The sequence below is a fragment of the Pseudacidovorax intermedius genome (genome assembly GCF_003350475.1).
Lineage (GTDB): Bacteria > Pseudomonadota > Gammaproteobacteria > Burkholderiales > Burkholderiaceae_C > Xenophilus > Xenophilus intermedius.
This window is the reverse complement of record NZ_QQAV01000001.1, coordinates 1-23,882: the sequence shown is the minus strand read 5'-3', so window position 1 is coordinate 23,882 and position 23,882 is coordinate 1. Positions and strand designations below refer to the sequence as shown.

The window sequence follows — 23,882 nt, the reverse complement described above, 5'->3', positions numbered from 1 at the left end:
TGCAGATGATCGGTTCCCCAAGCGGACGTGGCGCAATGGGCGACACGCTGCTCGACGAGGAGAACCGCCATGACCGCCGCCACCCTGTGCACCACGACCCGCGAAGCCCTGATCGCCGCGCCTGCCGCCGCGATTCCGCCGGCCGTGCGACGCGGTGCCTGGCAGCTCAAGGCGGGGCAGGCGATCAGCCTGCGGGCGCAGAGCCGCAGCGTGCTGCGGATGCGGCAGGGCCGGGTGTGGGTCACCCGCGACGCCACGGCGCAATGGGGCAGCGAAGACCTGGTCGTCGGCCCCGGCGAGTCGCTGGTGGTCGAGGCCGGCCAGCGCATCGTGATGGAGCCATGGGACGGCTTCGGCGCGACCTACACATGGGATCACGACTAACGCCCAGGCTCTGCGCTTCGCGCGCCGCCCACCCCCTTGCAGGGGGCACATCCTGCGGCCCGGCGGAGCCGGTTCCGCGGATGTTCCCGCTTGGCCTGCTCCGCGGCCCTCTTGGTCAGGCCTGGATGTCGAAGCTGGAGCGCATGTGCAGGAATTGCTCCACCGCCGGGAGGCCCGAGAGCGTCATCAAGGCAGCCAGCGCATCGAAGTCGTCGGTCTGCGCGTAGCCCATGTCGAAGCGGTGGTAGCGCCGCTGGTCGAGCAGGCCTTCATGCAGGATGCGCACGTCCTCGTGCCGCATGTCTTCGACGATGCGGCCCATCAGCGGTTCGAGCGCGATGCGGGGGCCTTCCAGGTGCTGAAAGAAGCGCAGGCCGTCGAATACCAGCAGTCCGCTCACGCCGGCCTGCGCGTTGTGCGGTCGGGCCTTGGACAGGATCTGTCCCACCACGGTGGGGGAGGTCTGCGGATCGAGTTGGCTGGTGTAGAAGAACTCGTAGAGGCTGTGGGGGTCAGCAGGCATCGCCATCCACTTTAGGGTGCCGGCCGACGCCGGGAGGCGTTCGACGAATGTCAAAAGACACAGGCCGAATGTCTATATTGGGGTACCTCCACCCCTTGCATCTGCCCGATGTCGGTGTCCCATTCGGCCTGTGGCCATCCGTGCAGCGAATGTCGACTGCGCAGCCTTCCCGCCTTTCTTGCCCTCTCCGAACCCGAACGCCGGGCCGTCGCCGAATGGCGCACCGGCAGCCGGCGTGTGGCTGCGGGGGAACGCATCATCGGCGAGCATGTGCGCAGCGATCAGCTCTACACGCTCTATTCGGGCTGGGCCTTCCGCTACAAGTCGCTGAGCGATGGGCGGCGGCAGATCCTGAACTTCCTGCTGCCGGGCGATCTGCTCGGCCTGCAGGACGAGTTTGCCGATGGCCGTACCCACGGTGTGGAGGCCGCGTCGGACGTGGTGCTGTGCACCTTTCCGCGTGATCGACTCTGGGACTTCTTCCTGCAGCATCCCAAGCTGGGCTACGACATCACCTGGCTGGCCGCGCGCGAGGAGAAGATGGTGGACGACAACCTCGTCACCACCGGCCGCCGCACGGCGGCCGAGCGGGTGGCGATGCTGCTGATGCACCTGTACCGCCGTGCGCAGCACCTGGGAATGACGGAGGCGGGCCGGCTGGAGTTTCCGTTCCAGCAGCAGCACATCGCCGATGCGCTGGGCCTGTCGCTGGTGCACACCAACAAAACCCTGCGCAAGCTGCAACGCCTGGGCCTGCACCGGCTGGAGGGCGGCTGGCTGGAGATCCTCGAGCCCCACGCGCTGGAAGCGCTGGGCGACTACTTCGAGCGCCCCATGCGGCCGGTCCCACTCCTCTGATTCCCGGGCAGGCTCAAGGCGCGGTGAGCGCGATCAGGTCCTGCCGATAACCCTCGATGCGCTGCGCCGCCCGTTCGCGTTGCGTGGGGCTCATCGCCGCATGCAACTGGGCCGTGTTGCGGCAGCCCTCCTGCGTCAGCGCGTCTTGCTGTGTGCGCCATTCGCCAGGTGGCGGCTCGAAGACGCGCATCACCAGCGCATGCACGCGTTGCTGCGCCTCGGCGGCCGGCAGGCCGGGCTGCTGCTGCAGTCCCCGGAGCAGCGCCATCACTTCGGCTTGGCGCGCCCGTCGCACGTTGTCCAGCTTCTGCGGACTGAAGGCCGATTGGCGCACCGTCTGCCGCAGCAGCTCACGCTGGCGCGAGTCCAAAGGGCCGTAGAAGTCCTCGTAACGGTCCAGGAAGGTGTCGTAGCGCTTGTCCTGCACTTCGGCCGGCAGCAGGCGCAGCCATTCGCGGCGGAACTCGCCATTGATGCGGGTGAACTTGCGCTCCAGCACCTGCAGCTGGGCGGGCGACAGGCTCTGTGCGAGCGTGGTCGCCTCGGGTTCGGCGCGCAGGGCCAGGGCCAGCAGGCGGGCCTGCACCGCGTCCGACATCGCGCAGACCTGCGTGGCCGTGATGTCTCCCCGCGCCAGGTCGCGGGCCTGGCCGGCGAGGGCGACGAAGCGGGGCAGTTCCTCGCGGCGGTGCCACTCCTGCAGCCCGGCCAGGGCCGCCTTCACCTGCAGGCTCTGGGCGCCGTCGAAGTCCAGGTAGCCGTCCAGCCACCAGTAGCTGATCTCGGGCAGGTTGTTGTAGGCCAGGCGCACCGCGCTGCAGCCGCCGAGCACGACCGCCAGCAGCAGCGCGCCGATAATCCGCGCCACTTTTCGCAGGCCTCCGGCGCCGCCACGCGGCCCTCGTTGCAGGCCGCCTTCCGCTCCTTCGCTCGCTGCCGCAGCAGCACCGACCATGACCATTGCACCCACCACGTCCAGCCTTTCCTCGATCGCCGTCGATGTCGTCGTCATGGCCGCCGGCAAGGGCACGCGCATGAAGAGTCGCCTGCCCAAAGTGTTGCATCGATTGGCTGGCCGGCCGCTGCTTGCCCATGTGCTGCGTACGGCCGCCGGCCTGGGCGCGCGGCGCGTGGTGGTGGTCACCGGCCACGGCGCGGAGGAGGTCGAGGCCGCCATTCCCGCCTGGCAACTGGGCGCCGACGTGCGCTGCGTACGCCAGTCGCCGCAACTGGGCACGGGCCACGCCGTGCAGCAGGCCGTGCCCGCGTTGGCCGGCGACGGCGTGGTGCTGGTGCTGTCGGGCGACGTGCCGCTGATCGGCCAGGACACGCTGCGCGCCCTGGTCGAGGCCAGCGGTGGCGAGCGTCTGGCGCTGCTCACCATCGAGCTGCCCGACCCGACGGGCTACGGCCGGGTGCTGCGCGATGCGGCCGGTGGCGTGCAGGCCATCGTCGAGCACAAGGACGCGACCGAAGCCCAGCGCCAGGTGCGCGAGATCTATTCGGGCGTGATGGCGGCGCCCGCCCGCGCGCTGGCCGGCTGGCTGGCGCGGCTGTCCAACTACAACGCCCAGGGCGAGTACTACCTGCCCGACGTGGTCGGCATGGCCGTGGCCGAGGGCCTGCCCGTGGTGGCGCAGAAGACCACCGACGCGCTGCAGGTGGCCGGCATCAACAGCCCCGCGCAACTGGCCGCGCTGGAGCGCGACTGGCAGCGCCGCCAGGCCGAGCGCCTGATGGACGCCGGCGTGCGCCTGGCCGACCCGGCGCGCTTCGACCTGCGCGGCGAGCTGGACTGCGCCGCCGATGTCGAGATCGACATCAACTGCATCTTCGAAGGCCGCGTGAGCCTGGGCGAGGGCGTGCGCATCGGGGCGCACTGCGTCATCTCGGATGCATGCATCGAGGCCGGGGCGGTGATCCACCCCTACACCCACATCGCCGGAGAGGCGGCTGGTGTGGTGGTGGGTGCGGGCGCACTGATCGGCCCCTACGCCCGTCTCCGCCCCGGCGCGCAACTGGGCCGCGAGGTGCACATCGGCAACTTCGTCGAGGTGAAGAACTCGATCCTGGCCGATGGCGCCAAGGCCAACCACCTGGCCTACCTGGGCGACGCCACGGTGGGCGAGCGCGTCAACTACGGCGCCGGCAGCATCACCGCCAACTACGACGGCGCCAACAAGCACCGCACGGTGATCGGCGACGATGTGCACGTGGGCAGCAACTGCGTGCTGATCGCGCCGGTGACGATCGGTGCCGGCGGCACCATCGGCGGCGGCTCGACCGTCGGCAAGAGCACCGAGCCCGGTGCGTTGACGGTGGCCCGGGCGCGGCAGGTGAGCTTCGCGAACTGGAAGCGGCCGGTGAAGGGCGCGAAGAAGCCCTGACGGCATGACCAACTCCCTCTCCCCTCGCGGGAGAGGGCGGGCCGCAATGCGGGCGCCCGGCTCGACTGAGGCGAAGCTTCCGCCCCTTTCCCAAACTACTGCCGCGCGGGGAAAGGGGTTCGCCGCGCAGGTGCAACGGGCACGTGCCCTATTCCAACGGCACCCGCGGCTCGAACTTGGCCCGGCGCACGCTGAAGAAGGCCTTCACGTTGCGCACGTTGGCATCGCTGGTGAACAGCCGCTGCGCCAGCGCCTGGTAGGCGGGCATGTCGCGCACGGTGACGATGAGCACGAAATCCGGGCCGGGCGAGACGCGGTAGCACTGCTGCACCGCCTCGTCTGGGGCAACGCGCGCCTCGAAGGCGGTCAGGGATTGCTCGTCCTGCCGGTCCAGCGAGATCTCCACGATGGCCGTGAGCATGGCGCCCAGCCGGTCGACGTCCAGCAACGCCACCTCGCGTGCGATCAGGCCCGATTGGCGCAGGCGCTGCACGCGCCGCAGACAGGTGGGGGGCGACAGGTGCAGGTCGGCAGCCAACTGCTGATTGGTGCGCGAGGCATCGCGCTGCAGGGCTTCCAGCAGACGCCGGTCAATGGCATCGAGGTTAAAAAATTCCATAATCGATGATTAGATGAATTTTTATTCTATTCATCGGAGGTGATGGAATAAACAGTCAATCATTCAAGAAAAACGAAAGCAACGTTCATTCTGCCTCGCCTAGCATCGCCCACCTCGGCAGCACGCCTGCTGCTTCCACCTCTCTGGAGACCTTCCCATGTGCGGCATCGTCGGCGCAGCCTCTCATCGCGACATCGTTCCCCTGCTGGTGCAGGGCCTGCAGCGGCTGGAATACCGCGGCTATGACTCCTGCGGCGTGGCCGTGCATGCCGGGGGCGGCCTGGGCCGGGCACGCACCACCTCGCGCGTGGCCGACCTGCTCACGCAGGTGAGCACGGAGCACATCGAAGGCCAGACCGGCATCGCCCACACGCGCTGGGCCACGCATGGCGCGCCCGCGGTGCACAACGCCCATCCGCACTTCAGCCATGGCGTGGGCGAGCTGCCCAACAGCCAGCGGCCGCCGCGGATCGCGCTGGTGCACAACGGCATCATCGAGAACCACGAGAGCCTGCGTGTGCAGTTGCAGGCGCGTGGCTACGTCTTCGCCAGCCAGACCGACACCGAGGTCATCGCCCACCTGATCGACAGCGCCTACGACGGCGACTTGTTCGAGGCCGTGAAGACCGCCGTGGCCCAGCTGCACGGCGCCTATGCGATCGCCGTCATCTGCCGCGACGAGCCGCATCGCGTGGTGGGTGCGCGCGCCGGTTCGCCGCTGGTGCTTGGCGTGGGCCAGGGCGAGAACTTCCTGGCCAGCGACGCCATGGCCCTGGCCGGCGTGACCGACCAGATCGTCTACCTGGAAGAGGGTGATCTGGTCGACCTTCAGCCCGGCAAGTACTGGATCGCCGACCGCCACCACAAGCGCGTCGAGCGCCGCGTGCGCACCGTCCATGCCCACAGCGGCGCGGCCGAGCTGGGCCCTTACCGCCACTACATGCAGAAGGAGATCTTCGAGCAGCCCCGTGCCATCGCCGACACGCTGGAAGGCGTCGAAGGCATCGTGCCCGAGCTCTTCGATGGTGCCGAGGTGGACGGCCAGCCCGGCGCCAGCGCCTACCGCGTGTTCCAGGAGATCGACCAGGTGCTGATCCTGGCCTGCGGCACCAGCTACTACAGCGGCTGCACCGCCAAGTACTGGCTGGAGGGCATCGCCGGCGTGCCGACGCAGGTGGAGATCGCCAGCGAATACCGTTATCGCGATTCGGTGCCCAACCCGCGCACGCTGGTGGTCACCATCAGCCAGTCGGGCGAGACGGCCGACACGCTGGCCGCCCTGCGTCATGCGCGCAGCCTGGGCATGGAACAGACGCTGACCATCTGCAACGTGGCCACCAGCGCCATGGTGCGCGAATGCAAGCTGGCCTACATCACGCGCGCCGGGGTGGAGATCGGCGTGGCCTCGACCAAGGCCTTCACCACGCAGCTGGCGGGGCTCTTCCTGCTGACGCTGGCGCTGGCCCAGTCCAAGGGCCGGCTGAGCGAGGAAGACGAAGCCCGCTACCTCAAGGAGATGCGCCACCTGCCCGTTGCGCTGCAGTCGGTGCTGGCGCTGGAGCCGCAGGTGGTGGCCTGGGCCGAGGACTTCGCGCGCAAGGAGAACGCGCTCTTCCTGGGCCGCGGTCTGCACTACCCCATTGCCCTGGAAGGTGCGCTCAAGCTCAAGGAAGTGACCTACATCCACGCCGAGGCCTATGCCGCCGGCGAACTCAAGCACGGGCCGCTGGCGCTGGTCACCAGCGAGATGCCCGTCGTGGCCGTGGCGCCCAACGACGCGCTGCTCGACAAGCTCAAGAGCAACCTGCAGGAAGTGCGCGCCCGCGGCGGCGTGCTCTACGTGCTGGCCGACGGCGACACGCACATCGAGAACAGCGAAGGCCTGCACGTGATCCGCATGCCCGAGCACTACGGCCGCCTGTCGCCGCTGCTGCACGTGGTGCCGCTGCAGCTGCTGGCTTATCACACGGCCTGTGCGCGCGGCACGGATGTGGACAAGCCGCGCAATCTGGCGAAGAGCGTGACGGTGGAGTGAGGGGCGCGTCAAGCCGCCACCTGTTCTTTGCAATTAATGTCCGAGACAGCGCGCTGAGTCCGAAACGACGCATTAATTTCTGAGATAACGTCGGAGGTTACTGGTAGCTGCCGTTCCGTTACTACATCGGAAGCAGACAGGTAGTGACATGGCACTCGTCAAACCGATTCGCATCAAAAAGTCGACAGCAGGTAGCAAGGTGAGTTGCCGGGTTAATCCACGGGGCCCCGCATTTGGAGGTAAGGATGGATAGTCGCGAGAGAAAGACGCTCAGCGAGGCAGACATCAAAACCAAGTTCATCACCCCAGCGATCCTGAGCGCAGGATGGGATGAGATGACACAAGTTCGTCGGGAGGTCACGCTGACGCCGGGCCCCGTCGTTGTCCGTGGCAACCTGTCTTCGCGCAACAAGAAGAAGAAAAAGTTCGCCGACTACGTGCTGCAAAAGGAAAAGGGCGTGCCTGTTGCGGTGATTGAGGCCAAGGACAACAACCACACCATCAGCGGAGGCCTGCAGCAGGCCTTGGGCTACGCCGATCTCCTGGACGTGCCTTGCGCGTTCAGCTCCAACGGCGATGGCTTTGCCAGCCATGACAAGACCGTTCCAGATGGGCAAGACATCGAAATCGAATTCGGCATGGACGACTTCCCAGGACCTGGCGAGTTGTGGCGTCGTTATAAGGCCTTCCGAGGCATTTCGGATGCGCAGGAGTCACTGGTTACCGAACCATATTTTGACGACGGCAGTAAGAAGGAGCCTCGCTACTACCAGGCCGAGGCCATCAACCATGTCATCGAGAAAGTAGCCCAGGGCGACAAACGGCTGCTTCTGGTGATGGCCACCGGTACTGGAAAAACCTACACCACCTTCCAGATCATCTATCGCCTTTGGAAAGCGAAGAGGGTCAAGCGCGTCTTGTTCGTGGTGGACCGCAATATCTTGGCCGACCAGACCTTGGTTAATGACTTCAAGCCTTTCGGCTCCGTCATGACCAAGATACGAAACCGTAAGATCGACCCCTCCTACGAGGTCTATCTCGGGCTGTATCAGGCGCTGACTGGCCCGTACGAAGAGGACAAGATCTTCAAGTCCGTCAGCAAAGACTTCTTTGATCTGATCGTCATCGACGAATGCCACCGCGGCAGCGCCAGTGACGATTCAGCTTGGAAGGAAATCCTCGAATACTTCGACGATGCTATCCAGCTGGGTCTGACCGCCACGCCCAAGGAAACCAAGTATGCGTCCAACATCACGTACTTCGGTGAGCCGGTCTACACCTACTCGCTCAAGCAAGGCATTCAGGATGGCTTCCTGGCGCCTTACAAGGTAGTGCGCATCGACATCGACAAAGACGTCCAGGGTTGGACACCGCCCGAGGGCATGACTGACGATCTGGGCAACGCGATCGAACACCGCGAGTACAACCAGCTCGACATGGACCGCGTGTTGGTGCTCAACCAGCGCACCAAGCTCGTGGCCGAGCGCGTGATGAAGTTGCTCAACGCCACCGACCCCTTCCAGAAAACCATCATCTTCTGTGAAGACATTGACCACGCCGAGCGTATGCGCAAAGCCATCGTCAATGCGGCAGGCCCGCTGGCGAAAGCGAACAGCAGGTACGTGATGCGGATCACCGGAGACAGCCTGGAAGGCAAGGCCGAGCTGGACAACTTCATCGATCCGGAGAGTAAGTACCCGGTTATTGCTACCACCTCAGAGCTGCTAACCACCGGGGTGGATGCCAAGACCTGCAAGCTCATCGTTCTGGACAAGACCATCAACTCCATGACCACGTTCAAGCAGATCGTGGGGCGAGGCACGCGCATCGAAGAATCGCACAACAAGTTCTTCTTCACCATCCTCGACTTCAAGAAGGCCACCGAACTATTCAAAGATCCAGAGTTTGATGGCGAGCCCGTGGTGATCTACGAGCCAGAGGACGGCGACGACCCGGTGCCACCCGACCCGGAGCCCGGTGGCGATGACGACGATGATGGCGACGGTGATGAAGGCGACACGCCCAAGAAGTTCGTCGTCAGCGCTGTGGGCGCTCGCATCCTGGGCGAGCGAGTCGAGTACATCGGCGAAGACGGCCAGATGGTCACCGAGAGCTACCGCGACTACAGCCGCAAAGGCATCCGCCAGGAGTTCGCTTCGCTAGACGACTTCTTGCAGAAGTGGAACCGCGCCAAGAAGAAGGCCGCCATCATCGAAGCGCTGGCCGAATACGGCATCGAGTTGCCCAATCTGGCCCGAGAGGTGGGAAAAGACTATGGCGACTTCGACCTCATTTGCCACATCGCCTTCGACCAGCGACCGTTGACCCGCAGCGAGCGGGCCAACAGCGTGAAGAAGCGCAACTACTTCACCAAATACGGGGACAAGGCCCGCGCGGTGCTTGAGGCCCTGCTAGACAAATACGCCAACGAAGGCATCACCAGCATCGAGAACAATAACGTGCTCAAACTCGATCCTTTCAAGCAGTTGGGCACCCCTGTAGAAATCATCAACGGCGTCTTTGGCGGCAAGGCCAAGTACGAGGAAGCCGTGCAAGAGCTTGAAGTAGAGCTCTTCAAACAAGCCAGTTAAGCAGGTAAAGAATTTAGGTTTCTATGAGCAATGTGAGCGGTGTCATCAAGTCCATTCAGGACATCATGCGCAAAGACGTGGGCGTCGATGGCGATGCCCAGCGCATCAGTCAACTGGTGTGGATGTTCTTTCTCAAGATCTACGACGACCGCGAGGCCGAGGTTGAGTTGCTGGAAGACGACTACAAGTCGCCTTTGCCCGAGCATCTGCGCTGGCGCAACTGGGCGACCGACGCCGAAGGCATCACAGGCGAAGCACTCAGCGACTTCGTCAACCTGCAGCTGTTCCCGACGCTCAAGGGCAAGCTGGTGCTCAGCGGCCCCACAGGAGAGCGTGCCAAGGTCATCCGCAACGTGTTTGAAGATGCCTACAACTACATGAAGTCGGGCACCTTGATGCGGCAGGTCATCAACAAGATCTGCGAGATCGACTTCAACAACACGGACGACCGGCACACCTTTGGCGGCATCTACGAGCAGATCCTTAAGGACCTGCAGAGCGCAGGGAATGCGGGCGAGTTCTACACGCCCCGCGCCGTGACCAAGTTCATCATCGACAGGGTGGACCCCAAACTGGCCGAAAGCGTGTTGGACCCGGCCTGCGGCACTGGTGGCTTCTTGGCTTGCACCATTGACCACAAGCGCAGCAAGTACGTGCTCAACGCGGATGACGAAGCCGCATTGGTGGCGAGCATCCATGGGGTGGAGAAGAAGGCCCTGCCCCACATGCTGTGCATCACCAACATGATCTTGCACGGTATGGACACGCCCACGCAGATCGAGCACGACAACATGCTCAGCCGTCGCGCTTACACCGACTACGGCGAAGCCGACCGCGTGAACGTGATCGTGACCAACCCGCCGTTTGGTGGCATGGAAGAAGACGGCGTGGAAAACCAGTTCCCCGCCACCCTGCGCACGCGTGAAACGGCCGACTTGTTCATGGCCTTGGTGGTCAAGCTGCTCAAAGTGAATGGCCGCGCAGCCGTGGTGCTGCCAGACGGTTTCTTGTTTGGCGAGGGCATGAAAACCCGCCTGAAGCAGATGCTGCTGGAGCAATGCCATCTGCACACTGTTGTGCGGCTGCCCAATGGGGTGTTCAACCCCTACACGGGCATCAAGACCAACATCTTGTTCTTCACTAAGAAGGCGGAAGGCCAATGGCCGGCTACCTCAGCTGTGTGGTTCTACGAGCACCCTTATCCTGACGGCGTGAGCAGCTACAACAAGACCCGGCCCATGCAGGTGGAAGAGTTCGCCACCGAATGCGCTTGGTGGGGGGATGAGGCCGATGGCTTTGCAGCACGCGTGGAAACCGCACAGGCCTGGAAGGTGAGCATCGACGATATCAAGGCGCGTAACCACAACCTGGACATCAAAAACCCCCACGTGCGGGAACAGATCAGCCACGACCCTGACGAGTTGCTGATGCAGTATCAGAGTCAGCAGAAGGAAATCCAGGGCCTGCGAGATCAGCTCAAGGTCATCTTGGGCACCGCATTGACGGGTGCGCACTGACCATGGCTGCTGTCGAGAAGTTGGTCACCCAGCATCTGGATCTGTTGGCGACCGCCATCAAGCGCAAGTCTGCTGCGGGCCGTGGCTCTTCCAGCAAGGTGGAGCTGTATGGAATCAAGAAGCTGCGCGAGCTCATCCTGGAGCTTGCCATACGTGGCTTACTAGTGCGGCAAGATCCGAAGGACGAGCCTGCTAGCGAATCGCTTAAAAAGATCACCGCTGAGAAAGCGAAGTTGGTCAGGGAAGGAAAGATCAAACAAGGGAAGGCGTTGCCCCAAGTCGGTGCTGCTTGGCAACAAGATTTACCGGATGGTTGGATCTGGACATGCTTAGCGGCACTTGGGGAGGTTTCGCCACGAAACGATGTTGGGGATGACATCAATGCTTCGTTCATTCCTATGCCTCTGATCTCCACGAGGTTTGACGGTCGACATGATCATGAGCCGAGAAAGTGGGGCGATATCAGGAAGGGGTATACGCATTTCGCCGATGGTGACATCGCAATCGCGAAAATCACGCCATGCTTTGAGAACAGCAAGGCGGCAATATTCTCAGGATTGCATAACGGCGTCGGAGCCGGGACAACGGAACTTCACGTTCTGCGTCCCTACGGCGACTTTGTCAGTCGTGGCTTTTTGCTTTTGTACTTGAAGTCACCGCAGTTCTTGAGAGTCGGTGAAACCAAGATGACGGGCTCTGCAGGTCAAAAGCGTCTGCCAACGGACTTCTTTTCGTTTAATCCGTTGGCACTTCCCCCTTTGTCAGAACAACACCGCATCGTCGCCAAAGTCGATGAACTGATGGCACTCGGCGACCAACTGGAACAGCAAACCGACACTAGCGTCAGCGCTCATCAAACCCTGGTGGCCACCTTGCTGAACGCGCTCACCAGCGCTGCCGATCACGCGCAGTTCGCCCGCAGTTGGCAGCGCATTGCCGAGCATTTCCACACCCTCTTCACCACTGAAGAGAGCATCGACCAGCTCAAGCAAACCATCCTTCAACTGGCCGTGATGGGCAAGCTCGTTTCGCAAGACCCGAACGATGAGCCATCAAGCGAGTTGCTCAAGAGGATAGCTTCTGAGAAGGCTGGGCTGATCAGTCTTGGAAAGCTCAAGAAGGATAGAGCGTTGGCTGTGATTACAAAGGGTGAAAAGAAACTTGATATCCCAAGTGGCTGGGAATATGTTCGACTGCAAGCCATTGCGGCGATAGGAACCGGCGCCACCCCTGCAAGAGACGACAGTTCATATTACAGTCCTGCGGAATTCAGTTGGGTGACGAGTGGAGAGACATCACTGCCATTCGTATCAGAAACACGTGAGAAGATTTCGGCCAAGGCAATTGCTGAGACCAATGTCACGATCTACCCGCCTGGCACATTAATAGTTGCCATGTATGGACAAGGGAAAACAAGAGGGCAAATCACGGAGCTATTGATACCTGCTGGTACGAATCAGGCATGCGCAGCTATTCAGCTAATCGATCAAACACCAGCTCACCGTGCTTACATAAAGGTTTTCTTTCAAAAGGCGTACGAGGACATTCGATCTTTGGCCGAGGGGGGAGCGCAACCAAACTTGAATGCTGGGAAGATTGCAGAAACAGTCTTGCCGTTGCCACCTCTCGCTGAACAACACCGAATAGTTGCCAAAGTCGAAGAACTGATGGCGCTGTGCGACAACCTCAAGGGCCGCCTTGCCGATGCGCAAACCACCCAGCTGCATCTGGCCGATGCTCTGGCCGAGCAGGCGCTCGTGGAGGATTGACCATGAACGCGCAGGCCGAATCCTGGTGCAAGGTGGACGGGCACGCGGACTACGAGCTGTTCGAAGACTTCAATGCCTGGATCGATGCGGGCGAGATCAACCTGGAGTTGCCGTTGCTGCGTGGGCTCGGCAATGTGGGCCTGTCCAACCCGAGCAAGGCTTTCTTTGCGGGCGACCGCGAGGCCTACGAGCAGGCGCTGCAGGCCTATCGCGGGCAGCGTCGCAATGAGGTTCTGAGTCGCGACCACCTGATTGAACTGTACGGTGACGAGGACGGGCAGCACTGGTTCGAGCGCAACGAACAGCGCTTTGAGCAGTTGGTCGAGTGCCTGGCTGCTCAAGAAATGGTGCCCTTCGTGGGGGCCGGCGTTTCAGCGGGCGGCGGCTTCCCCACCTGGGCGAACCATCTGCGTCAGCAAGGCCGCACGGCGGGCCTCGCGCAGCCGCAGGTGGAGGCCTGGTTGGCGCAAGGTGATTACGAATCGGTGATCGCCGACATCGAGCAGCGGCACGGGCGAGATGTCTTCGCACAAGAGATCCGCGACGTGTTTGGCAAGCGCGGCCGTATCCAAGACATCACGCTGCTGATCTCGGAGCTGTTCACCGATACCTTGGTCACCACCAACTACGACCGCTTGCTGGAGCAGGTGTACGACACGGGTGATGGTTCGTACATCCAGGTGCTGGACGGCACTACGGCCATGACGGTGGTGCCTGACCCGAAGTGCGTCACCCTGATCAAGATCCACGGCGACTTTGCCGACCCAGCGCATTGCATCTTGGGCAAAGCCCAGTACGACGCGGCCTATGGCGCCGGTACGTTGGACCTACAGCTGCCAGTGCCCAAGATCCTGGCCCGCTTCTACCGCAACAACAGCTTGCTGTTCCTGGGCTGCAACTTGCGCAACGACCGAACCTTGCAGGTCTTCCTGGCCACCAAGCTCGCAGCCGGTGATGCGCTGTTGCCGCGGCACTTTTGCATCGACCAAGTCCCTGTCCAGTTAGCCGACCTGACCGTGCGAAACGCAGAGCTGGCACGGCTGGGTATCACGGCTATTTGGTATCCCGAGAAGCAATACCAGTTCGTGGACGACATCTTGCGCTTGGCAAAGAGCGAGCTGAACTACAAGAAGTCGCAAGTAGCGCGCGCCAAGCACTTTATGCCCAAAGCCATGCGTGAAATGGCAGCCATGCCGGACCCTGCAGCTGCGTGATGCGGGAAGGCTATTCGTAGACAGAACTTCCATGTCTTTCCTAAACCAACGGCTGGAGATTTCGCCCGCGCCCCACCAAGAATCGGTGCGAGGGGCGCGCCGATCCGTGTGCGTGGCGAGCCGCGGTTCGTATTCACAATACAACGCACTCTAGGATGGGGCAATGGAGCTGAGTTACAAAGTCCACACAAAGCACCGAAAGGCCAAGCCTACGGCCGACGCGAGTGTTTGGAGCGTCAGTGAGTGGGTTGAGATTACGTTGTTCGCCCGGGCCGGCTCAGAGAAATGGACGTCAATGAGCAAGGCGAAGAAATACCTGTGGGCGCTGCAAAGCAACTTCTCAGTACTGGGACAGGGTCTCGAGAAGAATGGCAGGCAGGTAGAGCTCCATTTCGCTAAATTCGTTGAAGACAATAGCGTTTGGCACGGCTATCCCGTGCAAGCCCGCGGGGACGACATTCCTCCAGAGAGCGTGCTCAACTGCTGGCTTGAATCGAAAATTATCAACAAAGCCGAGAAGTTGAAAATTATTGGAGGGCAATTCAAATGAAGCGTTCCCTCGATATCTCCATTGAAGGAGATTTCATTCATAGCTTCCTCTATTCGGGCACTCTCTTTCTCGTTGGCGCGGATTCCGTAGTACGCACCTACAACTGGGAGACGCTTATAAGCGAGACGGTGGGAAAACAACTCCGAGACTCAGGCAATGTATTTGAGGTTATAAAATTCCTGGTTGATTCTCGCTATTTTTACGATACAATGCGAGATGTCGTCCAAACATTGCAACTGGTGATTGACGCCAAGGATCTACAGCGGAGTTTTGTCGGGGAATTAAAGCTCGCCGGCTGGCCTGCGGACATCTACGTGTATGCCAATCGCTTCTATACCGCGGACGAGCGCGGTGTAGTGCAGACGCAATTCTCTTATGAGAATAAGCTACTTGATGATTCGCGACAGATTACGTTGACGGAGGATAGGGCATACAGCATCTCGCCAAATGACTTCAACCGAGTCGCTATAGCCGCGGGCCCCAATGGAATCTTCACCGCGGCCCCGCCTACATCCGGCCGAATGAGGAGTGACGACCTTAATCAAATTCTGGAGATCGAGTCTTACGACTGCGAATGGATGAACCAGGTCTTGGTCGCTAATACCGCTTCAGGTCCGCATGCGGCTACTTTTCATCAAATACCCCGTGTACCCGATGAACCATCATATGAATTCTGGCAAATCTACAAGGCTCTGAGGCATAGTGGCCCTAAAGTCAGCGCCAAACTTGGCCGGAACGGCAATGACATAGTTTATGCTTGGCTTGGGGTGACAAAGCTTTTTCAGGTGACTGGCGATGGTTGCTTAGAAATAAGTCAGCTAGCCGCGAGCGGTTCCGAGGCGCCATCTATAGAAAGCCTAGGCTCGAACTCTGTTCATAGGGTCGTCGCTGGAGGATTTTTGGATAAGCTTTTTTCGGTCAGGTCCGCTTCCTTTGGTTCAGTGGCCGAAGCCGGTGAAAGTTTGTTCGTGCTGTCTGAGTCAGGTATGGAGCGTGTGGCCATTAAGCCAGTGTCATGGAGGGTTTTTCCCCGTGCAAAGAATTATGTAAATCACCTCCACGTCATAAGCGACGACATGCTGAAAATTTATGCCTATCTTCCACCTGAAAATAGTGGAAAGGCGGATTTATTTGGAGCGGATGCCGGGAACTCGGACGTGCAAGACTAGTTGTCTGGCGCGCAAGCATCATGGCGCCTTCGAAGTGAGACCTGTCCCAGACTTCTACGTCAAGGCGTTACAGCATTGCCCCGGCCACCACGTCTAGTCTCAGACTTCGCGAGCGGCTGACCGTGCCTAGAGCCTTGCGGACGACGAGGTAGCCTCGTCTCAGCCTTTATTGGCGATGAACAGCCGGGACTCTCAGCCCATGCGATTCCGCACCCACGGCCAGGCCCACACCGCCAGCGCCGCGACCACCCCCACCCACAGCAGCACGATCACCACCGCCCCCACCCGGCTGCGGGGCCGGTCGCGGCGCGCGTCCATCCAGGCCTGCGCGTGGTCGCGCGAGTCGGCCAGCACCTGCGGTGGCAAGAGCCGCAGCGTGAGCCAGATCAGGCCGGGCAGCAGGATCACGTCGTCCAGGAAGCCCAGCACCGGAATGAAGTCGGGGATCAGGTCGATGGGGCTGAGCGCATAGGCCACGACGAAGGCGCCCAGGGCCTTGGCGTGCCAGGGCGTTTGCGGATGGCGGCGGGCGAACCAGAGGGCGAGCACGTCGCGCTTGAGCTGGCGGGCCCAGCGGCGCAGGGCGTCAAGGATGGACACGGCGTCGAGGCAAGGAATGGCGGCGGCCGTGACTATAGGCAGCCGTGTGCCGGCGGCGGGCGGAGGCTCGCCATCGCGCGTCGTAGCGTGTCCACCGCCTTCAACCCATCGGCAGCAGCGACAGGTCGAACACCCGCTCCACCAGCCACACCAGCGCCAGCATCGCCGCCAGCACCGATCCGCCGCGCAGCACCACGGGCACGTAGCCGCGCCAGCGCCGCAGGGCCAGCAGCACCAGCATGGCGATGCCCACCACCAGCAGTTGCCCCGCTTCCACGCCCAGGTTGAACTGCAGCAGGGCGCTGGCGAAGGCCCGGGTGGGCAGGTCCAGCTCGGCCAGGGCACCCGCGAAGCCGAAGCCGTGGATCAGCCCGAAGCCGAAGCTGAAGAAGCGTCGGCGTGTGCCGAGCAGCGGCCGCAGGTTGTCCAGCGCCGCGAGCAGGATGGTGGCCGCGATGGCGGGCTCGACGATGCGCGGCGACAGGCTCACGATCTTCAGCGCTGCCAGTGCCAGCGTGAGCGAATGCGCCAGGGTGAACAGCGTGACCCAGCTCACGATGGGCCAGATGGCGTCGCGCCAGCGGCCCACCGGCGTCCAGCCCGCGGCGCTGCGGCGCATCACCGCCGGCAGCAGCAGGCACAGCAGGAAGAGCAGGTGGTCGTAGCCGATCAGGATGTGGTGCAGGCCATCGGCAAAGAAGCCATGTCCGCTCGCGGGCGGCTTGGCCTCGTCGACAGGCCACTGCACCTGCACCGGACCGCCGCCGGGATCGAGCGAGCGCACGCTGGCGCTCAGGGCGCCCGTGTCGTTCGCCGTGCCGAGCCGCATCAGGCCACGGTGGGTGGGGTCGACGTCGCGCAACAGCCGGTAGTCGATGGTCAGCGTGTCGGTGTCGGCGCAGTCGCTGTCGAAGCGCAGCGCCAGGTAGGCGCCGTCCACCCGCTCTTCGATGCCCTCGGCGGGGCCTGGCCGCAGGATGCAGCGGCCCTGCTGCAGCACGAGCCGCGCGCCGGCGTAGGCCATGATGTCCGGCAGGCGTCTGCGCACCTCGCCCCACTGCAGGTGCTGGTCCTGGTTGGCGTCGAGGTCCAGGGCGGCGTCCAGGTCGCGCAGGGCGATGTCCCATCGGATGGCGAGGTGAGGCCCTTCCCGGGTGATCCACAGATACGCGTCGCTGGATTTGTGGGCGCGGGCGGGGAGGGGGCACAGGAGCGCAGCCAGGGCCAACAGCGCCAGAAGCACCATGGGGCGCATGGCTCGGTGACAGGGGTCAGAGCAGCGCATCGATCCGGGCATCCCGCAGGCCGATCTCGTCACGCACCCGGCGCGCCTCGGCCAGGGCGGCTGGGTCCCGCGCGGCGCGGGCAGCGCGCGCCAGCAGCAGCAGGTCCGTCGGCTCGCGCTGCAGGCCGATGTTCTGCCGCGCCAGCGCCAGGGCCTGCTGCGCGTTGCCTTGCACATCCAGGGCAAAGAGTGCCTGTTCGCGTGCATGGCCCGCAGCGCCTGCGGGGCGGAGGGCCTCCGCCGCAAAACGGTCGGCCAGTTCCTCCGCCGCCTCGCCCGAGCGGCCCGACGTGCGCCGCTCGGCGATGGCCAGGCGCAGCAGCACCGGGTCGCTGCGTGGCTCGGCACTCAGCAAGGGGGGCACTTCGCTGGCGCGATCCTGCTGCAGCAGGAAGTCGGCATAGGCCAGCCGCAGGTAGCCGTCGCGACCGAGCAGCAGGGCTTCCCGGTAGGCGGCCTCGGCCGCGGCGGGCCGTGCGGCCAGCTCCTCGACCTCGGCCAGCGTGGTCCACAGCCATTGCCGCACGCCGGCCAGGCTGTCGGCCTGGAGGGGCGGGTCGTGCAGCAGCGCGCGCAAGGTGGCACGCGCCTCGTCGTGGCGGCCGCGCAGCGCGGCGTTCTCCGCCAGGCAGGCGATGCCGTAGACCGCTGGTCCTGCCCGGCCCGTGGCCCGGCAGGCGGCGTCGGATTCGGCGAGCCGGCCCCGCACGCGCAGGAGGGTGGCCTGCGTCAGCCAGGCCTGCGCGTCGGCCGGGCGGCGCGCCAGGGCGGTCTTCAGCGACGCTTCGGCGCCATCGAAATCGTGCACGAACTGCTGGACGGTGGCCCGCATCACCAGGACCTCCGGTGGCGTCTGGCCCAGTGGCACGGTGTCCCAGGCGCGCAGCGCGGCCAGCGCCTGACCGGCATAGCGGGCGTCACCCTGCGTCCGGGCCAGGGCGAGGTAGGCCTGGGCGGCCCCGATGGCGGCGGCCGGGTCGCCGGCACGCTCCTGCAGGCTCGCACGCAGCCGTTGCTTGGCCTTTGCCGCACCCGGCCCGCCGGGCAGGGTCTCGACGACCTGGTCGTCGGACGCCGGCAACCGGGGGGCCGCATGGGCGCCCGCCGGCGCGCCGCCGGTCATCGCCAGGCCCAGCGCCAGAGCGCGCCAGTGCACGCCGCGGAGGCGCTGCGTTGGCGGCCCGCCGCTCATGGCGTCGCGATCGGCTCGGCAGTCTCGGACGTGGGTGCCGGGTCGAGGGCAGCCACGTCCGCGGGCTCGGCGCTGTCCTGCTGCGTGCCCACCAGCGCGAGCACATAGGCCAGGAACTGGTCGTAGGCGTTCGGCTGCGGTGTGGGTGTGGAGGGCGAGGGCGGACTGGTGCTGCCCGTGCCCGGCGGCGATGCCGGCACGAAGGCGAAGGAACTGCCGCCCCCGCCGCCACAGCCCGCCAGGGCCGCGGCGGTCAGCAGGGCGCCCGCGAGATGCATGGACAGGCGGTTCATCGCGGCGCCCTCACTGTCGAGCCAGGGTGGAGCCCGGCAGCGGCGTATTGAGGTAGGGGAAAGCCTCCGGGAACTGGGCCGGCGACTGGGCCGCGCCGTCGGTCAGCGCCGCGCCGCCGGCCGGCGCATCGGCGGGCTTGCAGCCCACCTTGAGCACATCGTTGGCGCCGGTGGCGACGCACAGCGCACCCATGGCCACGCGCAGTTCCGCATCCACCACGTCGTCGCCCGGTCGGCGGCCGTTGGGGAAGCCCGCGTTGTCGCCGCCCAGCACGCCCAGGTTGCTCTGCTGCGCCTTGGGCGTCGCGGCGATGCTGGTGTTGAGCCGCAGCATTTCGGAGGCCTTCACGTTGGCCGGCTTGTTCAGGCCGTCCACGCCGGTGAGGAAGGCGGCGACGAGGTCGGTGCGCGGGAAGTTGGTGGGGGCGGGCGCCGAGAACAGCGTCTGCACCAGCGCCGGCAGCGTGGGGTTGGTCACGTAGTTGGCGAACTGGGCGTCGTCCATGGGCTTGGAGCTGTTGAAGCGGTCCTTGTCCTTCAGGCCGATCACCACCTCGTTGACCAGCGGCATGCCCAGGCGCGAGACCTGGGCCCAGGCGCCGCCCTGGATGGCGGTCGTGCCATGGCCGCTCTTGGGCGGGCTGGCGATCAGCCGGCCCTGGCGCACGCTGGCCGTGGTCCAGCCGCCGACGATGGGCTGGCTGGCCGTGGTCACGCAGGCGATGGGCAGTTCCACCGCCATCGTCGTCACGTTCTTGGCCGCGAGCGCATCGGCATTGGCGTCGGGCGCGCCCAGCGGGTTGAGGTTGACCAGGTCGAACACCTGGCCCAGCGCCACGCTGAACGGGTCCTTGCGCTGGCCCACGAACACGCGTCCGGGCGCGCTGCAGCCGGGGATGTTGACGGTGTAGATGTGCTGGTTGGCGTAGTTGGCATAGCCGGCGCCAGCGCCGAAGGTCTTCTCGCCGATGTTGTCGGTCGGCTTGTCGAACTCGGTGGCGCCGCCGGGGCCGGTCACCGGCTGCACGGTGCCCTTGCGCCGGTCGCCGCGCACCACGCTCAGGGTGTAGGTCTCGCGCAGGTTGCTGGTGGCCTGGTTGGGCCCCGTGATGCCGCCGGCCTGGATCAGCGGGATCGACACCTGCTTGCCGCCCACGGGCAGCTGGATGTCGCGCAGCGTGTTCTTGAAGCGGAACTGGAAGGTGAGGTCCTCCACCGCATCGCCATTGGTGTCCAGGTGGATCTCGTACAGGGCGTTCGGATCCATGCTGAAGTAGTTGGGCCCGCCGTAGGCGCTCTGGTCGGGCTGGTAGTTGGCGATCAGCGTCAGGTAGTCCTGGCGGCCGGCCTCGTAGCTGCGGAACATGTAGAAATCGGTGGCATCCAGCTTGGGCATGCCCGCGATGGAGGGGGCCTCGCGGTGGCTGGACGCATGCGCGCCCGCAATCAGCAGCGCGCCGGCGGCGGCAATGCCGAGCGCCTTGGCAGGGGTGGACAGTCTCATTGGCGTGACCTCTGTAGGTGGAGTGATGGGCAGTGGGACTCGACCGAATTCGCATCGGCGGATCGGATACGGCACTGCGCCTGCACTGGATGCAGAGGACGGGCGGACCTAGGGTTTGCACCGAGAGATCGGGGGTGCGAACCCGGATTCCAAAAACGAAAAGGCCGCCAGCGCTGGCGGCCTTTCATGCGGCGGGGGGAGAGGCTGTCAGGCCGCTGGCGGTGTGCGGCTGCGGCCCGGCAGCAGCGGACGCTCCGCCCCCGCGGCCGTGGTATCGGCCGCCGCACCGACGGCGCGCTCCTCGATGGCGTCCAGGCGGTAGCCCATGCGGTAGATCGCCGACAGCAGGTAGCCGTTGTGTGGCCGCAGGTCCAGCTTGTGACGCAGGCGCGAGACATGGGTGTCCAGCGAACGCGAGGTGGCTTCCGCGCCTGGGCCCACCACGGTGCCGCACAGGTGCTCACGCGACAGCAGGCGGCCCAGGTTGCGGAACAGCAGCAGGGCCAGTTCGAATTCGCGGTTGGTGAGCGGCACCAGTGTGTCGCGCACCGTCAATTGCCGGCGGCGCGGCATGAAGGTGTAGACGCCGAAGTGCAATTCGGCCTCGGTCAATTGCGGATAGGTGCGGCGCAGCAGGGCTTGCATGCGGGCGGCCAATTCGCCGGTGCGCACCGGGCGGCACAGGTGGTCGTCCGCGCCGGCGCCCAGGCCTTCGACCATGTCGGCGTCGCTCTCGCCGGTGGTGATGAAGATGATCGGCACCGTGCTGGGCAAGCCGTTGCGGATCATGCGGATCAGCTCGGCCCCGGTCAGGTCGGGCAGGGTCCAGTCGATCACCAGCAGGTCGAAGCTGTGATGGCGCAGGGTGCGCAGGAGGTCCAGGCCGGTGGTGAAGCCGAAACACTCGTGGCCTTCCTGGGTGATGGTCCGGTGCAGGAAATCCAGCGACGCCGGCTCGTCGTCCACAACTGCAATACGCATATCGCGCTCTCCTGAAATAGGTCGGTAATTCGATTGGAGGGGAAGCGACGCCATTAGACAGGACATAAAGGTTGTACTGTTAAATTTCGCGCCTATTGTTGAGAAGGCAAAAAGACCATTGAAGATGTTTGAATATCGTTGATAAATGAATGTAAATATTTGGGAGGAAAGGGAAAAGGACTGCAATAAAAGGAAATCGGCGCGTCGGACGGGATCGGTGGCCCCGCGGGCTGGCGATGTCGTTACGGCGTTACGGGGGGCGGCCCCGTAACAAGCGCGGGCAAATGCGCGGCGAGCGGGCGGGGCAAGCCGGGTCCGCTACGAGAAATTCCTTTGCTGACAAAGGTTTGCGACGCCGGAGCAGTCGCGCGGTGGGTGGGTTGCGGGGGCGGCATGCATGTTGCCCCACAGGGTCATCTCCGTCGCACAACGAGGCCCTCCATGACGCTCCAGACTTCGACCTCCGCTTCCTCCGCCCTTTCGGCGTCCTCTGCTGGCGACAAGCCGGTTCTGATGGCCCAGGCTTCTGCCGCGCCTGTCGCCGCCTCCGCAACGGGCGGCGGTGCCGCGACGGCGGGCGTGGGCACCCTGTCCAACGCCACGCCCGGCGTCGCCGTGATCCGCGAAGGCGTGCGCCTGCCCGTCGAGGGCACGCAGGCGCTGCTGCCCGGCGACCGGGTGCTGGTTCCCGAGGGCGGACAGGCGGCCGTGAATTTCCCCGGCGCCGGTGCCAACCAGGCGCCGCTGGTCGGCACCTTCACCGGCGGCACCGACGCCACCATCTCCGCGACGGCCCTGCCGGGCGGCCTGCAGCAGGTCGATGTGGATCTGGCTGCCGGCGACCTGGCCGTGGCGCCCGCCAGCGATGCCGAAGGCGCCGCGCTGGCGGTGAAGAAGACCCTGGCTGCCACGGGCGGACTGGGCTTGGCCGACTTCGCGCTGGCGGCTTTGGGCGGCGCGGCCCTGGTGGCCGCCGCCGACAGCGGGGGGGATGACGGGAGCGTGCTCCCGTTGCTCGTCCCGCAGCCGGGCGAGGATGGGGATGCAGATGCCGATGCGGACGCCGACGCCGATGCGGACGCCGATGCGGACGCCGACGCCGACGCCGACGCCGACGCTGACGCTGACGCTGACGCCGACGCCGACGCTGACGCTGATGCGGATGCGGATGCGGATGCCGACGCCGACGCCCTGCTCGATCCCGCCGACAGCCTCGGCGGCACCGTCGTCGGTGGCGTCTCCGATGCCCTGGGTCTGGGCGACTCGCTCAACCCCGTCGTCAGCGTCGTCGACAACGTGACCACCGTGCTGGACAACACCCTCTCGCCCCTGGTCGGCTCCGAATTCACCGCCAACGACCCCAACGCCCTCGACCCCGTCGACCAGAGCGTCGACAGCGTCACCGACGGCCTGGGCACCGTGCTCACCCCCGTCGTGGACGACCTCCTGGGCAGCGGCACCACGGGCGCCGTGCTCGGCTCCCTCGACACCCAGGTCGACTACGTCACCGACGCCGTCGTCAACCTGCTGGACAACCTCGTGAGCAGCGACGGCCCCCTGGGCGGTGTGCTCGGCGCCACCGGCCTGGACGGCGTGGTGGGCGGCCTGCTCGCCGAGGACGGCGTCGTCGGCAACCTGCTGGGCGGCGTGCTCGGCGACGACGGCCTCGTCGGCGGGCTGCTGACCGAGAACGGCCTGGTGGGCGGGCTGCTGGCCGAGGATGGCCTGGTCGGCGGCCTGGTGGCCGACAACGGCCTGCTCGGTGGCGTGGTCGGCAACGGCGGCATCGTCGACGGGCTGACCGACACGCTGCTGGGCGAGGACGGCCTGGTCGGCGGCCTGGTGGGGGGCACGCTCGGCGGCCCGCTGGATGCCGTGCTGGGCGATCAGGGGCTGCTGGGCGGCGTGCTGGGCGACGACGGCCTGGTCGGTGGCCTGCTGACCGAGGACGGCCTGGTGGGCTGTCTGGTCGGCGAGAACGGTGTCGTGGGCGGTCTGCTGGGCGGCGACGTGCTGGGTGGCGACCTGCTCGGCGGCGTTCTCGGTGAAGACGGCCTGCTCGGTGGCCTCACTGGTGGCGACCTGCTGGGCGGTGACCTGCTCGGCGGCGTGCTGGGTGAGGACGGTCTCCTGGGCGGCCTCACCGGTGGTGACCTGCTGGGTGGTGATCTGCTCGGCGGCGTTCTTGGTGAAGACGGCCTGCTCGGTGGCCTGACCGGTGGTGATCTGCTCGGCGGTGTGCTGGGTGAAGACGGCCTCCTGGGAGGCCTCCTCGGCGGCCTGACCGGCGGGGGCGATGGTGGCACGGGCAACCAGTTGCTGGACCCGGCGGTGGGCGTGGTCTCCGACACCGTGGCCAGCCTGGACGGTCTGCCGCTGGTGGGCGAACTGGGCCTGTCGGACACGCTGGC

At 64.8% G+C, this 23,882-nt stretch carries 19 protein-coding genes and 1 pseudogene; 11 read left to right on the top strand and 9 right to left on the bottom strand.

The genetic code is table 11. The features are described from left to right. Nucleotides 1–69: 69 nt before the first annotated feature. Nucleotides 70–384: a DUF2917 domain-containing protein gene (locus tag DFR41_RS00090; protein ID WP_017761209.1), complete on the top strand. Its 315-nt coding sequence runs from the start codon at nt 70–72 to the stop codon at nt 382–384. A 115-nt stretch (nt 385–499) separates the two neighbouring features. On the opposite strand, the gene DFR41_RS00085 is transcribed toward DFR41_RS00090, so the two are convergent. Further along, nucleotides 500–907, bottom strand: coding sequence for a BLUF domain-containing protein (locus DFR41_RS00085; RefSeq protein WP_043115742.1), 408 nt, complete (start codon nt 905–907; stop codon nt 500–502). A 108-nt stretch (nt 908–1,015) separates the two neighbouring features. Between DFR41_RS00085 and DFR41_RS00080 the strand changes: the two genes are divergently transcribed. Beyond that, the gene (locus DFR41_RS00080; RefSeq protein WP_017761211.1) at nt 1,016–1,765 is read left to right on the top strand and encodes a Crp/Fnr family transcriptional regulator; all 750 of its coding nucleotides are present in this window, start codon (nt 1,016–1,018) and stop codon (nt 1,763–1,765) included. Nucleotides 1,766–1,778: 13 nt separating this feature from the next. Here DFR41_RS00080 and DFR41_RS00075 read toward each other — a convergent pair whose 3' ends face one another. Continuing rightward, the gene (locus DFR41_RS00075; RefSeq protein WP_244917604.1) at nt 1,779–2,633 is read right to left on the bottom strand and encodes a DUF6279 family lipoprotein; all 855 of its coding nucleotides are present in this window, start codon (nt 2,631–2,633) and stop codon (nt 1,779–1,781) included. Between the two features lie 85 nt (nt 2,634–2,718). On the opposite strand from DFR41_RS00075, the gene glmU reads away from it, so the two are divergent. Then, entirely contained in the window at nt 2,719–4,152 is a 1,434-nt protein-coding gene (gene glmU, locus DFR41_RS00070; RefSeq protein ID WP_114801291.1) for a bifunctional UDP-N-acetylglucosamine diphosphorylase/glucosamine-1-phosphate N-acetyltransferase GlmU, read from the top strand. Nucleotides 4,153–4,300: 148 nt separating this feature from the next. On the opposite strand, the gene DFR41_RS00065 is transcribed toward glmU, so the two are convergent. Then, nucleotides 4,301–4,771: an Lrp/AsnC family transcriptional regulator gene (locus tag DFR41_RS00065; protein ID WP_114801290.1), complete on the bottom strand. Its 471-nt coding sequence runs from the start codon at nt 4,769–4,771 to the stop codon at nt 4,301–4,303. A gap of 157 nt (nt 4,772–4,928) precedes the next feature. On the opposite strand from DFR41_RS00065, the gene glmS reads away from it, so the two are divergent. The 7 genes from glmS (at nt 4,929) to DFR41_RS27290 (ending at nt 15,616) form a co-directional block, all read left to right on the top strand. Further along, on the top strand, nt 4,929–6,806 hold the full coding sequence (gene glmS / locus DFR41_RS00060) for a glutamine--fructose-6-phosphate transaminase (isomerizing) (RefSeq protein WP_114801289.1): 1,878 nt from the start codon (nt 4,929–4,931) through the stop codon (nt 6,804–6,806). Nucleotides 6,807–7,051: 245 nt separating this feature from the next. Then, nucleotides 7,052–9,397, top strand: coding sequence for an EcoAI/FtnUII family type I restriction enzme subunit R (gene hsdR / locus DFR41_RS00055; RefSeq protein WP_114801288.1), 2,346 nt, complete (start codon nt 7,052–7,054; stop codon nt 9,395–9,397). A 23-nt stretch (nt 9,398–9,420) separates the two neighbouring features. Continuing rightward, nucleotides 9,421–10,914 (top strand): type I restriction-modification system subunit M, encoded by a 1,494-nt coding sequence (locus tag DFR41_RS00050; protein ID WP_114801287.1) that lies wholly within the window; start codon nt 9,421–9,423, stop codon nt 10,912–10,914. 2 nt (nt 10,915–10,916) lie between these two features. After that, nucleotides 10,917–12,683 (top strand): restriction endonuclease subunit S, encoded by a 1,767-nt coding sequence (locus tag DFR41_RS00045; RefSeq protein WP_114801286.1) that lies wholly within the window; start codon nt 10,917–10,919, stop codon nt 12,681–12,683. A 2-nt stretch (nt 12,684–12,685) separates the two neighbouring features. Next, nucleotides 12,686–13,897, top strand: coding sequence for an SIR2 family NAD-dependent protein deacylase (locus DFR41_RS00040; RefSeq protein WP_114801285.1), 1,212 nt, complete (start codon nt 12,686–12,688; stop codon nt 13,895–13,897). 163 nt (nt 13,898–14,060) lie between these two features. Then, complete coding sequence (locus DFR41_RS27295; protein ID WP_147284301.1) at nt 14,061–14,447, top strand: hypothetical protein; 387 nt, start codon at nt 14,061–14,063, stop codon at nt 14,445–14,447. Next, nucleotides 14,444–15,616, top strand: a complete 1,173-nt coding sequence (locus tag DFR41_RS27290) for a hypothetical protein (RefSeq protein WP_147284300.1) — start codon at nt 14,444–14,446, stop codon at nt 15,614–15,616. Before DFR41_RS27295 ends, DFR41_RS27290 begins: the two co-directional genes overlap by 4 nt. Nucleotides 15,617–15,808: 192 nt before the next feature. Here the strand turns inward: DFR41_RS27290 and DFR41_RS00035 are convergent, their stop codons facing one another. The 6 genes from DFR41_RS00035 to DFR41_RS00010 all read right to left on the bottom strand — a co-directional run bounded on the left by DFR41_RS00035 (nt 15,809) and on the right by DFR41_RS00010 (nt 21,471). Continuing rightward, entirely contained in the window at nt 15,809–16,216 is a 408-nt protein-coding gene (locus DFR41_RS00035) for a YkvA family protein (protein WP_114801284.1), read from the bottom strand. A 100-nt stretch (nt 16,217–16,316) separates the two neighbouring features. Further along, nucleotides 16,317–17,471: a HupE/UreJ family protein gene (locus DFR41_RS00030; RefSeq protein ID WP_244917603.1), complete on the bottom strand. Its 1,155-nt coding sequence runs from the start codon at nt 17,469–17,471 to the stop codon at nt 16,317–16,319. Between the two features lie 16 nt (nt 17,472–17,487). Continuing rightward, the gene (locus DFR41_RS00025) at nt 17,488–18,657 is read right to left on the bottom strand and encodes a tetratricopeptide repeat protein (protein ID WP_244917602.1); all 1,170 of its coding nucleotides are present in this window, start codon (nt 18,655–18,657) and stop codon (nt 17,488–17,490) included. Nucleotides 18,658–18,689: 32 nt separating this feature from the next. Beyond that, entirely contained in the window at nt 18,690–18,986 is a 297-nt protein-coding gene (locus tag DFR41_RS00020; RefSeq protein ID WP_017757990.1) for a hypothetical protein, read from the bottom strand. Nucleotides 18,987–18,996: 10 nt separating this feature from the next. After that, nucleotides 18,997–20,490 (bottom strand): DUF4331 domain-containing protein, encoded by a 1,494-nt coding sequence (locus DFR41_RS00015; protein ID WP_114801282.1) that lies wholly within the window; start codon nt 20,488–20,490, stop codon nt 18,997–18,999. Between the two features lie 207 nt (nt 20,491–20,697). After that, nucleotides 20,698–21,471 (bottom strand): response regulator transcription factor, encoded by a 774-nt coding sequence (locus DFR41_RS00010; RefSeq protein WP_081682004.1) that lies wholly within the window; start codon nt 21,469–21,471, stop codon nt 20,698–20,700. 513 nt (nt 21,472–21,984) lie between these two features. On the opposite strand from DFR41_RS00010, the pseudogene DFR41_RS27595 reads away from it, so the two are divergent. Next, nucleotides 21,985–23,882, top strand: a pseudogene (locus DFR41_RS27595) (hypothetical protein); the annotation flags it as partial.

What these genes read in the sequence shown, in the direction of transcription:
- DFR41_RS00090 (WP_017761209.1), top strand. Translation starts at nt 70, where the DNA reads ATGACCGCCGCCACCCTGTGCACCACGACCCGCGAAGCCCTGATCGCC.
- DFR41_RS00085 (WP_043115742.1), bottom strand. Translation starts at nt 907, where the DNA reads ATGCCTGCTGACCCCCACAGCCTCTACGAGTTCTTCTACACCAGCCAA.
- DFR41_RS00080 (WP_017761211.1), top strand. Translation starts at nt 1,016, where the DNA reads ATGTCGGTGTCCCATTCGGCCTGTGGCCATCCGTGCAGCGAATGTCGA.
- glmU (WP_114801291.1), top strand. Translation starts at nt 2,719, where the DNA reads ATGACCATTGCACCCACCACGTCCAGCCTTTCCTCGATCGCCGTCGAT.
- DFR41_RS00065 (WP_114801290.1), bottom strand. Translation starts at nt 4,771, where the DNA reads ATGGAATTTTTTAACCTCGATGCCATTGACCGGCGTCTGCTGGAAGCC.
- glmS (WP_114801289.1), top strand. Translation starts at nt 4,929, where the DNA reads ATGTGCGGCATCGTCGGCGCAGCCTCTCATCGCGACATCGTTCCCCTG.
- hsdR (WP_114801288.1), top strand. Translation starts at nt 7,052, where the DNA reads ATGGATAGTCGCGAGAGAAAGACGCTCAGCGAGGCAGACATCAAAACC.
- DFR41_RS00050 (WP_114801287.1), top strand. Translation starts at nt 9,421, where the DNA reads ATGAGCAATGTGAGCGGTGTCATCAAGTCCATTCAGGACATCATGCGC.
- DFR41_RS00045 (WP_114801286.1), top strand. Translation starts at nt 10,917, where the DNA reads ATGGCTGCTGTCGAGAAGTTGGTCACCCAGCATCTGGATCTGTTGGCG.
- DFR41_RS00040 (WP_114801285.1), top strand. Translation starts at nt 12,686, where the DNA reads ATGAACGCGCAGGCCGAATCCTGGTGCAAGGTGGACGGGCACGCGGAC.
- DFR41_RS27295 (WP_147284301.1), top strand. Translation starts at nt 14,061, where the DNA reads ATGGAGCTGAGTTACAAAGTCCACACAAAGCACCGAAAGGCCAAGCCT.
- DFR41_RS27290 (WP_147284300.1), top strand. Translation starts at nt 14,444, where the DNA reads ATGAAGCGTTCCCTCGATATCTCCATTGAAGGAGATTTCATTCATAGC.
- DFR41_RS00030 (WP_244917603.1), bottom strand. Translation starts at nt 17,471, where the DNA reads ATGCGCCCCATGGTGCTTCTGGCGCTGTTGGCCCTGGCTGCGCTCCTG.
- DFR41_RS00020 (WP_017757990.1), bottom strand. Translation starts at nt 18,986, where the DNA reads ATGAACCGCCTGTCCATGCATCTCGCGGGCGCCCTGCTGACCGCCGCG.
- DFR41_RS00015 (WP_114801282.1), bottom strand. Translation starts at nt 20,490, where the DNA reads ATGAGACTGTCCACCCCTGCCAAGGCGCTCGGCATTGCCGCCGCCGGC.
- DFR41_RS00010 (WP_081682004.1), bottom strand. Translation starts at nt 21,471, where the DNA reads ATGCGTATTGCAGTTGTGGACGACGAGCCGGCGTCGCTGGATTTCCTG.